Here is a 15,473-nt window from a genome sequence, read left to right as displayed (position 1 = left end):
AATTATAGATAAACAATGAGAATTGTGTCAACATGTTTTCCCGATTCCATCCATGTTGATGAAAAAAATATACGGGGAAAGTATCAAGTATCGAATACTACACATGAAATACGATAACTTGTTTGATCATATCAAGCTGAAAACAATGTTTTAAAATCAGAAAAACGCCGGGGTTTGATCCCCGGCGCATATATGCTGGCTGGCTGGAAAATATAAAACTAATGAGTCTTGCGGAATTCCTTCATGAAATCGGTCAGGCATTCGATTCCTTCCAACGGCATGGCGTTGTACATGGAAACACGGATACCGCCCACGCTCCGATGTCCCTTCAGGCCGTGGAGATCCCGGGAAGCCGCTTCCTTGATGAACTCGGCTTCCATCTCTTCCGAGGGGAGGCGAAGCGTGACGTTCATCCAGGAGCGGTGTTCCTTGTCTGTCACCGTCCCCCTGTAGAAGTCGGCCATGGAATCCATCGTTCCGTACAGGAGTTCCGTCTTCTTCCGGTTGATCTTTTCAACTTCGACGAGTCCGCCCTGATCTTTGATCCACTGGATGACGAGGCCGACCACGTAAATCTGGAAAACCGGGGGAGTGTTGAAGAGAGAGTCTTTATCCACATGGGTCTTATAGGCCAGCATCGTTGGAATGTCCTGTCGGGCTTCAGCAAGCCAATCCTTGCGCAGAATGACAATCGTCAAGCCCGCGGGGCCCAGGTTCTTTTGCGCTCCGGCGTAGATCATGTGAAATTTGGAAACGTCAACGGGACGACACATGATATCGGACGACATGTCTACGACTAGGGGCCTGTTCCCGACTTCGGGATAGGCCGGCCACTGGGTACCGAATATCGTGTTGTTGGATGTGATATGAACATAGGCGGGGTTTTCAGAAAGCTTAATCTCCTCCGGGTAGGGGAGACGGTTGAAATTCATGCCGTCCGTAGATGCCGCGACATTGACAGAACCCTGAAGCCTGGCTTCCTTGATCGCCTTCTTGGACCATTCACCCGTGTTAATGTAATCGGCCGTTCTGTCTTTGAGGAAATTCATGGGAAGCATGCAGAACTGCAGGCTGGCGCCTCCTCCCAGAAAGAGGATTTCATAGGTGTCGGGGACGCCAAAAACCTCATGGAAGAGGGCTTTGGTCGATTCATGGATGGGGGTGTATTCTTTGCCTCTGTGGGATATTTCAAGAACAGACATTCCCGAATTACCGAGCTCGACAATGTTTTTCTGGACCGTTTCCAGAACGCTCAGGGGCAGAGTTGCGGGACCGGGGTTAAAGTTAAACTTACGCTTCGCCATGGGTCTACCTCCGTAGTGTGAAAAGATTCACGAATAGACTTTATCCTAACATAAGGTTCCGGGGGCTTCAAGAGGATTCCAGTGCCCGACTTCATGGCTGAAGGCACACTCCCGATCAGGCGGGAGGGAAGAATCGGAAGGCCAGGCTGGCCAGGCCCAGAAAGGTAAAAAAACCGCCGACGTCTGTCGCCGTAGTCACAAAGATGCTCGAACCAAGGGCCGGGTCTTTCCGAAACCAGCGAAGGATGATCGGAACCAGGGCACCAAAGAGCCCGGAGATGGTCAGGGTGGCAATCATCGCCAGAACCATGATAATGCTGAGAATTGGGTTTTTGAACCAGAAATAGCAGATCAATCCCATGATCGTGCCATGGATCAGTCCGTTATAGAAACCGACATTGACCTCCTTAAGGACGGCTTTCCAGCCGCCGGAAAAGGTCAGTTCCCCCAGGGCAAGTCCCCGAACCACAACGGTCAGGCTCTGTGATCCCGCATTACCTCCCATACCGGCAACAATAGGCATCAGTACAGCCAGGGCAACATAGGACTGGATCGTATCCCGGAAGAGGGAGACGGTAAGAGCCGCAAGTATGGCGGTACAGAGGTTGATCAAAAGCCATCCAGCCCTCAGACGGACGGAACGGGACACGGGTGTGAAAACACGCTCCTCCTTGTCGAGGTTGGCCAGGTGGTACATATCCTCCGTTGCCTTTTCCTCCAGCACGTCCAGGACATCATCAAAGGTCACCACCCCGAGAATCTTACGATCGGCGTCCACAACCGGGATGGCCAGAAGATCATAATTCGAGACGAGTGCCGCGACTCTCTCACTTGGCATGTCAGGTGTGATCGTAATGGGATCAGAGACCATGATGGACCGTACCGGCACATCCTCTCCACTGATCACCAGGGTATTTATGGGGACCGTGCCAAGAAGATGTCTACTTTCATCCAGGACATAGACGGTATAGAGATCACGATCTGCGTAATCTTTTCGCAGAAACTGAATGGTTTCTCCGACGGTATATTCCTCCTGAACGGCTGCATATTCCGTGGTCATGAGACCACCCGCGGTATCCCGGTCAAAGATTAATAACTTTTCCAATTCGAACCGGATCTCTCGATCCAGAGTGGAGAGAATCGTCTGCTGACGTTCCTCCGGGAGGTAGGTGAGCAAGTCAACGGCATCGTCCGGTGAAATCCTGGTAATCATCCCTGCGATTTTTTCGTCCGTAAATTCACTGATCAAATTTCTTGCCAGCTCGTCAGGGAACTCCGCGAGAACCTCTCCAGCTCTATGAATCGTGGATAATACCTGGAGAATGGACATCTGGTCCGAGTGCCTCAAATGATAAAAAATCTGAACGATCTCCGCCGTTGTCATCTTGGAGAGCATTTTCTTCAGGTTGGATGTAGCTCCGGAGATAAGCAGCCGAAGAATTACTTTCTGAACGTGGTTCAGATGCGTGGTCTGATCCATAGGTCACCTCGAACGCCCGGTATGGGCGCATTCATGGTATCACGGCTGGATACCGGGAGCCGTTTTCAGGATACGTTATAAAGATTCAGAAGAATCGTGGCAAGTCCCAGAAAGATGAAAAATCCGCCGACGTCCGCCGCCATCGTGACAAAGATGCTGGATCCCAGGGCCGGGTCCTTTTTCAGCCATTTCAAGACGATGGGGACAAGTGCACCAAAAAACCCGGCAACTATTAACGTAGCCACCATGGCAAAAAACATGACGATGGCCAGAATGAGGTTCCTGGACCAGAAATAGGTGATAATTCCCATGATAAGGCCATTCATCAGACCATTAATGAGCCCAACTGAGACTTCCTTCAGGGTAGCTTTCCAGCCTGCGGAGAAATCAAGTTCTCCCAGAGCGAGGCCGCGGACCATGACCGTGAGGCTCTGAATCCCTGCATTTCCGCCCATATTGGCCACAATCGGCATGAGAATGGCCAGGGCTACGTACTGTTCGATCGTATGGGAGAAGAGAGAAACCGTAAATGCAGCCACCATGGCAGCCAGGAGGTTGATGAAGAGCCAGCCGATCCGGAGGCGCACAGATTTAATTACGGGGGTAAATACACGTTCCTCGGTGTTCAGGTTGGCAAGAAGATAAATATCTTCCGTAGCTTCTTCTTCTACGACATCGATAACATCATCAAAGGTGACGACACCCAGAAGCTTATGGTCATCATCCACAACCGGGAGGGCGAGGAGATCAAAATTGGATACGATTCGGGCAACCTCTTCCTGGGGTGTCTCGGGTGAAATACAGATGGGGTCGGGAACATGGATGTTTTTTACGATGGCATCTCCCTCCGCAAGGACCAGCTTGTTAAGAGGAAGCGTTCCCACCAGGTGACCCCGGTCGTCCACGACGTAGATATAGTAAACATCCAGCTCGGGATATTTGGTCCGAATCGTCTTTACCGCCTCTTCCACCGTCATCGTGTCCCGAATGGCGATGTACTCCGTGGTCATGAGACCGCCGGCGGTATCCTCATCAAAGATGATGAGTTTTTCAAGGGAGAATCGATCCGGCTCACTCAATGTGGACAGAACCTTTTCCCTTCGGTTCTCCTCTACATAGCTCAGAAGATCGACGGCGTCATCGGGAGGGATCCGTAAAAGCATCTGCCCGATCTTTTCATCGGGAAACTCCGACAACAGCGTACTTGCAAGTTCCTCGGGAAGTTCACTGAGGACTTCACCGGCTCTCCGCACGGAAAAGAGGAGGGAGAGAAACTTCATCTGGTCGGCATGCCGAAGCTCCGATACGATTTCGACGATCTCCGCGGTCTTCAGCTTCACAATGGCACGCTTTACGTTTTCATAGGAGCCCGTCAGGAACAGGCGCAAGATTACCCGCTGGACATGGTTCAGCTTTTTCGTTTCCACCTGGGCACCTCCTGAGGGTGGATTTATAAGATTACGAAGGACAAAGGTCTATTTTAGCTCACTACGTAATTAGCGGCAAGGATCCCCTGTGTTATAATTCACACTTCGCATAAGGAGGGAGTATGCCTAAAAACGAAGAATTCATTGAGATCGAAGAACAGTACGGAGCCCACAATTACCATCCTCTGCCCGTCGTCCTCAATCGAGGCGAGCGTATCTGGGTGTGGGACGTCGAAGGAAACAAGTATCTGGACTGTTTGAGCGCATATTCGGCCCTGAACCAGGGTCACTGCCATCCCCGTATCGTGGAAGCCATGTGTGCTCAGGCCCGGAAACTTGCCCTGACTTCCCGGGCATTTCGCAATGACACCTTTGGCCCCTTTCTGAAAAAAATTACCGGTCTGATCGGCTTTTCCCGTGCACTCCCCATGAACTCCGGTGCGGAAGCCGTGGAAACGGCCATCAAGGCAGTTCGGAAATGGGGATACAAGAAGAAGCGAGTTCCAGAGGATAAGGCTGAAATCATCGTCTGTGAAAACAACTTTCATGGACGGACGACGACGATTGTCGGATTCTCTACCGAGGAACAGTACAAGGACGGATTTGGACCCTTCACCCCCGGGTTTGTCGTTGTCCCTTACGGCGACGTGGAAGCCTTCCGCAAGGCTGTGACTTCCAACACCGTGGCCTTTCTCGTAGAACCCATCCAGGGAGAAGGAGGCGTACTCGTTCCTCCGACAGGCTATCTGGCCGAAACCGCCGCCATTTGCAAGGAAAACAACGTTCTTTTCATTTCCGATGAGATTCAGACAGGACTTGGACGCACGGGAAAGCTTCTTGCATGCCAGCATGACGGCGTGAAACCCGATGGAGTCATTCTTGGCAAGGCACTGAGCGGCGGGATGTATCCCATCTCTGCCTTTCTGGCCAATGATGAAGTTATGGGAGTCTTTCATCCCGGTGATCATGGTTCAACGTTCGGCGGAAATCCTCTGGCTTCCGTCATTGCTTCTGCCGCGCTTGACGTGATTATCGAGGAACGTCTTTGCGAAAAAGCCCAGGAGTTAGGTGAATATTTCATGAACCGGCTCCGAAAGATGAACAGTCCCCATGTAGATCATGTGCGCGGTCGCGGTCTCCTTATCGGTGTGGTGATCAAGGAATCTTCCGGTGATGCGCGTCCCTTCTGTGAAAAGCTGATGGAAGAGGGGATTTTGGCCAAGGAAACCCATCACACGGTGATCCGGTTTGCACCTCCTCTTGTCATTACAAAAGAGGAAATCGATGCTGCGATGGAAAAGATCGCACGGGTTCTGGAAGGAAAACTCTAAACTTCAATATATTTGCCAGCCAAAGCAAACGGGCCCCGAACGGGGCCCTTATTTTTTTACCTTCAGACAGGCAGGACCATGACCGGGCAGGGCGCCACCCGGATCATGCGCTCCGTTGTACTCCCCATCAGGATGAATTCAAAGAGGGAATGCCCTCGCTTGGCCATGACGATCAGGTCGGAACTTTCCTCTCTGGCTACCTTCAGGATCATGGTTTCTGCGACACCCTGTTCCAGGCGGGTCTGTACCCTGGATGAATCGATGGACGAGGAGGTCAGGGAATCCAGGGAAAACCGGGTGGAATCTTCCTTCCCATCTTCGACATGGAGAACCGTAATCCGGCTTTCCGGATTAGCGGACAGCTCTACTGCAGCCTTCAGGGCCTTCGAAGAACCCGATGAAAGATCCACAGGCACCAGGATTCTCCTGTACGGGTATTCCGGGTCCGGGGCAACAACATCCTTTCGCACGGTAAAGACGGGAATTTCGGCCCGTTTGACGACCGCATCCGTGACGCTTCCCAGCATCCATTGATCCAGGCCCCTCCGTCCATGGGTACCCATCACGATCAGATCGGCCCCGATTTCGGAGGCGACACGAAGGATTTCGGAATCAGCGTCAATACCCCGTCGTACCATTTCTTGAACGTCAATACCCTCTACCCGGGGCGCCTTTTCCCGAAGAACCTCCTCCGCGATCGTTTCGGCCCGGCTGTAGACATCCGGAAGTTCGGGGAAATGGAACTTCGGATTGTTAGGGTCGTCCTCAAGGGGAACCCGTACATGAAGAAGTGTCAGACGGGCTCCAAAGAGAACGGCCAGGGTAAGGGCGTGGGAAAAAGCATTTTCCGCAGTTTCGGAAAAATCGGTCGCGTAAAGGATTGATTGAACCATGCTTCATCTTACGGTGAACTTTTTTATTTTTCAAGTGTATATATAGTGATTATGATCCCGGCACTCCACCGTCTCGTCCTTTTTGGGTTCCTGGTTATCCTGGGGGGATGTTCCTATGAATTTGACATGGAGATCACAAAGGCACGTCCCACGGAAACCCGCCATGCCCCCCTTCTGAATACGAACAATTATCCAAAGGCGATCGAAGACGGCTATTATCTGGACGTTGAACGCTATCTGGATAGAAACTCTGACCTGGTGGAAGAACACGCGAAAGCTGAACTGGCGCTCGGGCAGATCCTTCTCTATCGGGGAAAAATTGAGGAAGCCGCTGAACATCTTCTGCGGGCACGGGATCGTGCTGGAAGCCTGGAAGTGAAATCCCGGTCCAACTGGTTTCTGACCCTCTGTTACTACTATCTTAACCGCTTTGCGATCTCTGCTTTTTATGCCGAAGAAGCCAGGCACACCGGGGTCCAGATCGATGAAGGATTTATAGCATTTTTAAAGAAAGGCGCAAACCGTAACCTCTACCGCATGGATGGAACGGAAGCAAAAGTATCGATGACCTATAATCAGCCTCGTCTTCCCTTCCTTTCCGTTGTGGTAAACGGGAGCGAAGCACGGGCGGTTGTGGATACCGGCGCATCGATGACGATCATCTCTTCTTCTCTGGCAGAAGAGCTGGGGATTCAAATTGATCCCGAAATGAAATCCTGGGGATACGGCCTGCACCAGAAGAAGATCGATCTCCATTTTGCCTATCTGGATACCCTTCGTCTGGGTGAGATTACCGTTTACGAAGTTCCCGTCATGGTATTTCCGGATGAAGATCTGATCTTTCAAACCCGGCGCGGAACCCTTAAGATCGATGTGGCTCTCGGATATCACCTTCTCCGCCAGGGGCGCCTGTTTCTCGATTATCGTGCCAAGATCTTGCAGTGGGTCCCCGCATCGACAATGGAACCCCTGGAGGACCAGAACCTCTTTGTAACAGGCCTGCGCCCATCTGCCATGGTGGCCATTAACGAAGCCTTCGGTTATCACTTTATTCTGGATACGGGGAGCGAAAAGACCTTCCTCTCCACCTCGGGGTCCAACCGATCCTCCACGCAGGAAAAGATCAACTTCTACAAGATGATTTTCCATGGATTCGGAAAAGCCCGGACCGTCAACCTCAAGGCCGGGGACCTCCTCATGGCCCTGGCCGGGTACCAGGCCGCGTTTAAAGATATCCCGGTCAACCGGGAAAGTTCCTCCCTGATCGACGGATACGTCGGAAACGATTTCTTAAGCAATTTCCAGGTCATGCTAGATTTTCCCCACGGGAGAATCTCGTTAACGCCCTACCGGCTTGCCCGGGCAGAAATCGTCGCAGAGCCCGAAAAGGAGCCTACGCAGACTCAGCCCTAGGACCTTCCGTCTTTTTTCAGAGCGTGTATAATGACGGAAATGGACCTTCTCGTTACGATATTAGAACGTATCAACAACATGATTCTCTGGGGTCCCCCCATGCTTATTCTTCTTGTCGGAACGGGAATCTACCTGTCTTTCCGTCTTCAATTTATCCAGATCCGGGGACTCTTTAAAGCCCTTCATATGGCCCTGATCGAACGGAAGGAAAAATCAGGGGATGCCAGTGGGGACATCTCCCATTTTCAGGCACTGATGACAGCCCTTTCCGCCACGGTGGGAACAGGCAATATCGCCGGTGTGGCGACCGCCGTTTCGGCTGGCGGCCCCGGCGCGCTTTTCTGGATGTGGATCACCGGATTCTTCGGCATGGCAACGAAATATTCCGAGGCTGTGCTTGCGGTCAAATACCGCGAAACGGATGCCTTTGGAACCATGAGCGGTGGCCCCATGTATTATCTGGAAAAGGGTTTGAAGGCTCCGTTCCTTGGGATTCTCTTCGCCATTTTCGCATCCATCTCCGCCTTTGGCATCGGAAACATGGTCCAGTCCCACGAAGTGGCCAAGGCAGTACAGGATACGTTCGGCATGCCGACAATCTATACGGGCCTGATCCTTGCCGCGGCCACCGCCCTTGTGATTCTGGGAGGGATTCGGAGCATCGGAAAGACAACAAGTGTTCTCGTACCCATCATGATCGTCGTCTACTTCCTGGGATGCATGGCGGTTTTGGTTCTGCACTGGAAGGAAATTCCCTCGATCTTCCTCCTGGTCCTGGAAAGCGCTTTCTCACCGCGTGCCGCGACCGGTGGTGTCATCGGGTATTCGGTCAAAGAGGCCATCCGTTTCGGTGTGGCCCGGGGTGTCTTCTCGAACGAATCAGGCCTCGGTTCTTCTCCGATCGCCGCTGCAGCCGCGAAGACGTCCAACCCCGTCAACCAGGCCCTGGTCTCCATGACCCAGACCTTTATCGATACGATTGTCGTCTGCTCCCTTACCGGGTTTACGATCCTGGTGACCCAGGCCTACCTCAAACCGGAACTTTCAGGGAGCGAAATCACAAACTTTGCCTTTGAGACAGCTCTCCCCGGCCTGATCGGCCGCTTCATCGTCTCCTCCGGACTGATTCTCTTTGCCTACTCGACACTTCTGGGCTGGAGCTACTATGGGGAAAAGGCGATTGAATATCTATTCAGGGAACGGGCGGTCATGCCCTACAGGATCCTTTTCTGTGTCGCCGTCTTTTTCGGGGCGGCTTTTGCAAAGGTCGATTTTGTCTGGCAGTTTGCCGACTCGATGAACGCACTGATGGCTCTGCCCAATCTTCTGGGCCTGGTCATTCTTTCCAACGTCATTGTTCGTGAGACTCGAACCTACTATGGAGGAGGGGAGAAAACAAGGAGGATATCACCATGAGCTGGGTCCTTGAAATCTTTGTGGGAGGTCAGCATGCCAGACGCCTCACGCTGGATCTTCCCGAAATTTTTATTGGCCGTTCCCCTTCGAACCACATTCATCTGCCTCATGTAGCCTGTTCCCGCAAGCATGTCCGGCTCGCCGTTACATCGGGGCATGTAATCCTTGAAGATCTTGGTTCGACCAACGGTGTATATGTGAATGGCCAAAAGATGAATCGAGGCCTTCTGGGTGATCGCGACCGTTTTACAGTCGGCCCCTATACATTCCTCTTATCGAACATTGAACATCCTGAAGATGTTCCCTCGGTCTCCAAATCGGCAACCCGGGACGAACAAACAGGGCGCCACACCGTATTCATTGATGAGGAAGTGAAACGGAAATTCGTGGAGCACTCCAATCCGCTGGAAGACACGCATTCGGGGGTATGATCATGGTATTTGACAGCCTGTCCAGAGCTTTCACCACCACACGGAAACTTCTTTTCGAACCCTTTGACGCCCTGAAGTGGCTTAAATGGGGCGTGATTGTTTTTTTGATTCAGCTCACCTCCGGCGGACCGGGCCCTCAGCTTATGTGGCATGGTGGAGGAGGAAAGGGAAGCGGACACGGGGACGCCCTGAAGATCCTTCTTCCCTTTATTCTCTTTGTCGGGGTCTTTGTCCTCCTTATCGCCGTCATCATCTGGGCGGTCTTTCTCTACCTCTCTTCCCGGGCGACCTTTATGTACATTCACGGCGTCTCCAAAGATTCAGCACAGCTTGGAGAAGCCTGGCGGGCGCACCCGAAGGAGACCCTCTCTCTTTTCTGGTGGAGAATCTTCTATTCCCTGGGAACGGTTCTGATCATCCTGGTCACGGTCGGGATTCCGCTGATCTTCTTTGCGCTTCGGGTGTCCCGACACTCTCTTTCTGCTGCAGATATTCCATTTCTGGTCCTCGCGGGCCTTCTTCTTCTGCTGGTGGGAGGGGCGGCCGCCCTCATCGGCGCAATCACGAAGGATTTCGTAGCTCCGATCATGGTTCGCCGGAAGGTCGGTGTTCTGACGGGGTGGCGTGAAGCCATCTCTCTCCTGGGACCCCATGTCGGTTCCCTGGCCCTCTTTTACATCATGAAGGTCCTCCTGGTCGTCATGGCCGGGGGAGCCATCGTGGCCGCGGTCTTCATGACCTGCTGCTGCCTGATCTTTTTCCTTATCATTCCCATCATCGGCCAGGCCCTGACCCAGCCGATTCATGTCTTCTTCCGATCCTGGAGCCTTCACTTCCTGGGGATGCTGAATCCGGAGCTGGATCTCTTTGTCCAGCATGAAGCTATTCAAGAAGAGAGCAAGAAGGAAGAGCCTGGAGAGGAAGAATCAAGGGAAGAAGCGGACGAGCCTGAGGAAGAATAGAAAACAAAAAATTGATACTGAGATAGGCAGTGCCCTTTAGATTTCCAATCTTACGGGCATCCATTCGGCGAGCCGAGATATTCCATGGACATCTCGGGTCTAATGGATAACCCGTAGATAGTAGTTCGTTGATGGTATTCTCAAAATCTGGCGATCTTTCAGGCAAGGTGGCCGGTCTTCTTAAAGCGTGATATGGTAAAGGTACCTTTATCATCATTCCGTTTCCCGGGAGGCGCCTTGAAAAAGACCCTGCTATCCATTCTTGCTCTATTCTTTGTCATTCCGTGCTTTGCAGAAAGTCCAGGCAATGCGTACATCATGCTGGGCGACATCGATCAGAACTGGTTTATTACAGGGGTCCGCTGGCTTGCAGGAAAAGACTCTGTCAAGGATCTTGAACCGGTGTTCGAAGCCTATCGACAGAAGTTTGAAGCCCGGGGATACCACGTCATCATGAATGAAGTCGCAAGCTACCCGGACTTAAAAAATGCCCTTCTGGACCCGAATATCAAGGCATTGGCCTGGTTCAGCCACGGGAACACTCCGGAAAATGCTCCCTCATTCACATCGGTCGATGATCGGGAAATAACGGGGGAAGAGGTCCAGCGATGGGCGAGGGAGAAGCTGGCCCGTACCTACCCATGGATGCAGGAGATCATCGACGGTCTGGGAGTCGCACCCAAATCCTGGAGAACAGAAATCCCAAGGGAGGAGTATCGATGGAGAAAATCCCTGTATGAAAAAGCGCACATGGAGCTGGAGGAAGTCTATCTGCATGTCTGTTACAGCATGCGCACGATGACCTGGCGGGATCTCATGCTCAAGGAAGGGGGAGTAATCCGTGGGTATCCCGACAAAGCCTACCTGGACGATCGATCCAGGATGTTTTACCGGGAGATCTTTCCGGACCTGGCGACAACGATCGAGGCGAAACCTGCCCGATCCTACCGGCCGGGAGAGACCTTTGTCCTTTCGTCGACCGATGAAGGCGGCACGACCCAGTACAAGCATGAGTGGACGCTGCCCTCCGGGGAAAAAGTCACCCAGCCCGAGGTGGAGATCACGGCCGGTAAGCCGGGAACCTATACGGTATTTATGACGCTGTACGATTCTTCCGTACCGGTGAAGATGGCGGAAGCCCGATACAATTATGAAGTTTCCGATGAAGTTGCGCTCTTCAACGAAGGCGCGAACGGAGACTGGAACCTGGAAGAAGTCGATTTCGAGGTGAAGCAAAGCGGCGCTTACGTCAGAGGATCCGTCGGGAAGACACCCACCTCCGACTGGACGATCGACCGCAGCGGGTTTCACTTCAAAAGCCGGAAGGATGGGTATCGTTTCGATGTGACGTGGGAAGGAATGCCCGACAGGATAGCGCTGGGGAAGAGCTACACCGTCCGTGTGAAGGCCGCCACCCGGGGTCCCCGAAATGCCACGGTTTATATCGGCCCCGTGGGCCCCATCGACTGCTGGGAGATTACCCCGTACGTTCCGAATGACACCCTGACAAAGACCTTTAACAACGGTTTTGGGCTGCCTCTGAAAGGGAAAGAGAGGCCGGAGGAAGAGATTACCAATTCCATGGTGCTTAAGTTTACCCTTACAAAACCGGGAATTCGTCTCGACAAGAAAGAAGCCGCATTCTTAGAGCTGGACTGCAGCGGAATCGCCAAGATTCGATGGACCTATGCGAGGTAGTGGAGGATAAGGGTTTCGTGAGTTGATGAGCACCCTCCCTACCACCCCCTCATCGACCTCCAGAGTGACTCTATCTGGGGGTAGTCGGTTTAATGGGTTGATGAGCACCCTCCCTACCACCCCCTCATCGACCTCCAGGGTAACTCTATCTGGAGGGTAGTCGGTTTTATGGGTTGATGAGCACCCTCCCTACCACCCCCTCATCGACACCCTCAAGATCTGCGATCTTTCGAGTATCCATTCGGCACGCATGTTACGAGCCGTAACATACAGCCTCATGGACCTCCAGGGTGACTCTATCTGGGGGGGTAGTCGGTTTTATGGGTTTCAGGTGTCAGAATATCACCCAAACAGGAAGTTATGCGCTGCAAAGCAATAAAGAGATTCAGAACGCTGGCGTACTCGTCAATTAGGAAACCGGTTGTTAAATTCACTTAAGCGGTACACTTCTGAGATCAGGTTATGATTTCTTACAAATTCTCTGAACCAGCTATTCCTTTTCCAGTCCCGGTAACTTACAACATGGCTGAATGCACGAATATATGTCTCGGCTGAGTCAATCTTATCGTTGTCTAAATACCATCTTACGCACTTAAAGTAGTAACGCGATGAAATTCGGGCCGCGATTAATAAGGTGGGAGTAATAATAATCATCCCTGAAATTGTGATTAGGAAAATAATATGAAATTCCGTCGCGTCTATATCGGAACTGTTATAATACCAAGTTAGTATCTTTTCACCCAATATCCATACAAACGCCATGACAGGCCATATAAATACAGCGGTTAAAAATGCGATCACACCCCAAGTATTTTCAACTATATAGGGCATTTTAAAGGGGAAATCAGATTGTGAGATCTTGGTTTTCGTTTCTGTCATTTTGCTCTCACCCTAGTCCAGAGAAAATCGAGCCCATAATTTCGCTGAAAGGGAAGTATCAAACAGAAATAGCCCCCGAACCATGGTTTCATCATATCATGAGCACCCTGCCTTGGCTAATCATATTGAAAAAGCCCCTGTTTTCAGATCAATAGCCATGTAATATCTGATCTCATCATTTTCGCCATCTTTTCTTCATTCCGGAAATTTCACCCTGGGAAACCCGTAGTTGGGGAGGGCTGTTTGACAACTGAATAATATAGGCTTATTTTAGAAGGGAAGGGGGGCCGCATTATGAAACTTCGATGTCTCTTGATTCTTTTATCCCTTTTCACAATATCCATGTACGCCGCCGGGCCCTGCACCAGCTATATTACTTCAGATCTCAGCCACGTGACCATCACACTGGATCAGACGGAGTTCGAAGGGGAGGGGCCCTTTCCCCTGACCTTCCGGGTGTCGCCGGCATCGACGGAGGATCTCTATCTCTGCTCCCTCGATTTTTACGCTCCTTACCTGCTGGTCACCGGTGTCGAAAGCGATCAGGGCTCGGCAAACTACTCCTATTCTCTTCCCAAGTATGCAATCTATCATACTGATCTTAATACCCCGATCCACATGGATCATGAAGTCACCTTTACCATTTTCGTCAAAACCTCCGACAAATACCAGGAGCTTCAGAGCCGGGTATCCTTTGGTCTCGACCTGAGGTTCACTCCCACCTGCTCCGGCAGCACCTCCGACAGCTTCGAACAATTCAACACAGTCGCCAGATTTACCCGTGAATCCAAGGGTTGCCTTACATTTTCCATCGATCTCAGCTCCTATTTCTGGAACGTGGGGGAGGAGGGAACGATCCGGTACTCCACCGTGAACCACTGCAGCCGGGTCGTGGGGTCCAGCGAACTCGACGGCCTGGCTCTTGTCGTGCATTCAGGGGTCACGACCCCCTTTCAGGGCGTGCAGGACACCAACGCGACACACTGGCAGATCGAGGAAGCCTTTTATCTGCTCGCCTATTTCGACCCCCTTCAGCCGGGGGAGGAAGCATGGGTCACCACCCGGGTGAAATCCGCCTGGGGCGGCCCCTCCGATGTACGCCCCTATAGCTTCCCCACGCTTCGATGGTATGAAAACCGCTCCCTGTACGACGGAATGAGCCGGAGGGGCTACTCTGTCACATCACACTGTATTTGCAATGAGAATGACGATGGAAAGAGGGAGCAAGATCAAAGCCTCTTTCCATCAGGAAAAGAGGTGCTCCCATGAGGGCCATTCGATTCGCTCTGCTGGTCCTTGGGATCGCCCTGATGCTGCAGAGCGCGCACAGCCGGCCGTTCTGCAAAGCCTCCGGTCCTCTTCGAATCTGCATCGAGGGGCCGGATCATGTGACTGCAGGGGAGGAGATGATTTACCGCCTGACCTTTACCAATATTTCACCGAGTGCTTTTTATGACGATGGCATGATACTGTCTCCTCTCTTTCTTATGAATCAGTATGATCCCGACCGTTTTCACTTTGACTATGACGGCACTCCGGATATTGAGGACCCACTGGGCTACAATCTGCTGGGATTCGACCTGGGTCCTCTCGATCCGGGCGAAAGTACGACCGTCAATCTGGAATTTATCTATTCAAGTTTTGGGGGCGGTGTCTACGAGCAGATCGACCATATGGATACGATCAGCCTGTACTGCAACATGGGGAATCACCGACCGATCAGCATTCAGTACCCGATATCCATCGAGACCCCGCTCGAGGATTCCAACATTCACCAGGACATTTCGCAACCGGACAGGGTTACCCAGGGCACCCGCGTGACGTATACCTACACGATCGAAAACATCTCGGAAATCGATTTTTCCAGTTCACCCACCAACCTTTCCCTCTGGCAGATCTTTATTCCGAGTGACTTCATTGATCCGGAAGTCATGGATACAACCGCGGGTTCCCCCGAGATCGAAGAGGTATCGAGTGACTGGGAAGACTACAACACGAATCTGCGATACACCTTTTCCCTCCAGAATTTTGCTCCCGGGGATGTCCACCAGGTGGTCTTCCAGTTTACGATTCCGTACGGATCGATCGGATCGAACATGGAGGAGTTTGCCCTGATGACCCAGTTTGTCAACGAAAACACCTCGGCGGATGATGGTGTGCCGTTCATCCATACGTTCAGCGGCTTCAGCCCCCTCGTCCTCCACGCCGACGAGCCCTGATCCAGCCTCCGGGCAGGATC

The 15,473-nt window shown here is 52.1% G+C and carries 12 protein-coding genes; 8 read left to right on the top strand and 4 right to left on the bottom strand.

Annotated features, from left to right (window positions below; translation table 11 throughout):
• Positions 1–218: 218 nt before the first annotated feature.
• The 3 genes from serC to mgtE (PLD04_07570) all read right to left on the bottom strand — a co-directional run bounded on the left by serC (position 219) and on the right by mgtE (PLD04_07570) (position 4,211).
• Positions 219–1,304 (bottom strand): 3-phosphoserine/phosphohydroxythreonine transaminase, encoded by a 1,086-nt coding sequence (gene serC, locus PLD04_07580; GenBank protein HXK68193.1) that lies wholly within the window; start codon positions 1,302–1,304, stop codon positions 219–221.
• A gap of 115 nt (positions 1,305–1,419) precedes the next feature.
• Positions 1,420–2,784: a magnesium transporter gene (gene mgtE, locus PLD04_07575; GenBank protein ID HXK68192.1), complete on the bottom strand. Its 1,365-nt coding sequence runs from the start codon at positions 2,782–2,784 to the stop codon at positions 1,420–1,422.
• 65 nt (positions 2,785–2,849) lie between these two features.
• The gene (gene mgtE / locus PLD04_07570; GenBank protein ID HXK68191.1) at positions 2,850–4,211 is read right to left on the bottom strand and encodes a magnesium transporter; all 1,362 of its coding nucleotides are present in this window, start codon (positions 4,209–4,211) and stop codon (positions 2,850–2,852) included.
• Between the two features lie 122 nt (positions 4,212–4,333).
• Here mgtE (PLD04_07570) and rocD point away from each other — a divergent pair, with 122 nt between their 5' ends.
• Positions 4,334–5,542, top strand: coding sequence for an ornithine--oxo-acid transaminase (gene rocD, locus PLD04_07565; GenBank protein HXK68190.1), 1,209 nt, complete (start codon positions 4,334–4,336; stop codon positions 5,540–5,542).
• Between the two features lie 62 nt (positions 5,543–5,604).
• Here rocD and PLD04_07560 read toward each other — a convergent pair whose 3' ends face one another.
• Complete coding sequence (locus tag PLD04_07560; protein ID HXK68189.1) at positions 5,605–6,435, bottom strand: universal stress protein; 831 nt, start codon at positions 6,433–6,435, stop codon at positions 5,605–5,607.
• Between the two features lie 51 nt (positions 6,436–6,486).
• Between PLD04_07560 and PLD04_07555 the strand changes: the two genes are divergently transcribed.
• The 7 genes from PLD04_07555 to PLD04_07525 all read left to right on the top strand — a co-directional run bounded on the left by PLD04_07555 (position 6,487) and on the right by PLD04_07525 (position 15,453).
• On the top strand, positions 6,487–7,848 hold the full coding sequence (locus PLD04_07555; GenBank protein ID HXK68188.1) for a retropepsin-like aspartic protease: 1,362 nt from the start codon (positions 6,487–6,489) through the stop codon (positions 7,846–7,848).
• A gap of 39 nt (positions 7,849–7,887) precedes the next feature.
• Complete coding sequence (locus PLD04_07550; GenBank protein HXK68187.1) at positions 7,888–9,264, top strand: sodium:alanine symporter family protein; 1,377 nt, start codon at positions 7,888–7,890, stop codon at positions 9,262–9,264.
• Entirely contained in the window at positions 9,261–9,695 is a 435-nt protein-coding gene (locus tag PLD04_07545) for an FHA domain-containing protein (GenBank protein ID HXK68186.1), read from the top strand. The genes PLD04_07550 and PLD04_07545 overlap by 4 nt, the downstream gene beginning before the upstream one ends.
• Before the next feature lie 2 nt (positions 9,696–9,697).
• On the top strand, positions 9,698–10,657 hold the full coding sequence (locus tag PLD04_07540) for a hypothetical protein (protein HXK68185.1): 960 nt from the start codon (positions 9,698–9,700) through the stop codon (positions 10,655–10,657).
• Positions 10,658–10,894: 237 nt separating this feature from the next.
• Entirely contained in the window at positions 10,895–12,355 is a 1,461-nt protein-coding gene (locus tag PLD04_07535) for a hypothetical protein (protein HXK68184.1), read from the top strand.
• A 1,173-nt stretch (positions 12,356–13,528) separates the two neighbouring features.
• A complete protein-coding gene (locus PLD04_07530) occupies positions 13,529–14,503 on the top strand; it encodes a hypothetical protein (protein HXK68183.1) in 975 nt (324 codons plus the stop codon).
• Positions 14,500–15,453 carry a hypothetical protein gene (locus PLD04_07525; GenBank protein HXK68182.1) on the top strand — a complete coding sequence of 318 codons (954 nt, stop codon included), beginning with the start codon at positions 14,500–14,502 and terminating at the stop codon, positions 15,451–15,453. The genes PLD04_07530 and PLD04_07525 overlap by 4 nt, the downstream gene beginning before the upstream one ends.
• The last annotated feature ends 20 nt before the right edge of the window (positions 15,454–15,473 follow it).

This window comes from Thermoanaerobaculia bacterium (assembly GCA_035593605.1).
Taxonomy (GTDB): Bacteria; Acidobacteriota; Thermoanaerobaculia; order UBA2201; family DAOSWS01; genus DAOSWS01.
The sequence above is the reverse complement of the archived record's forward strand: the minus strand, read 5'-3'. Positions and strand labels throughout refer to the sequence as shown.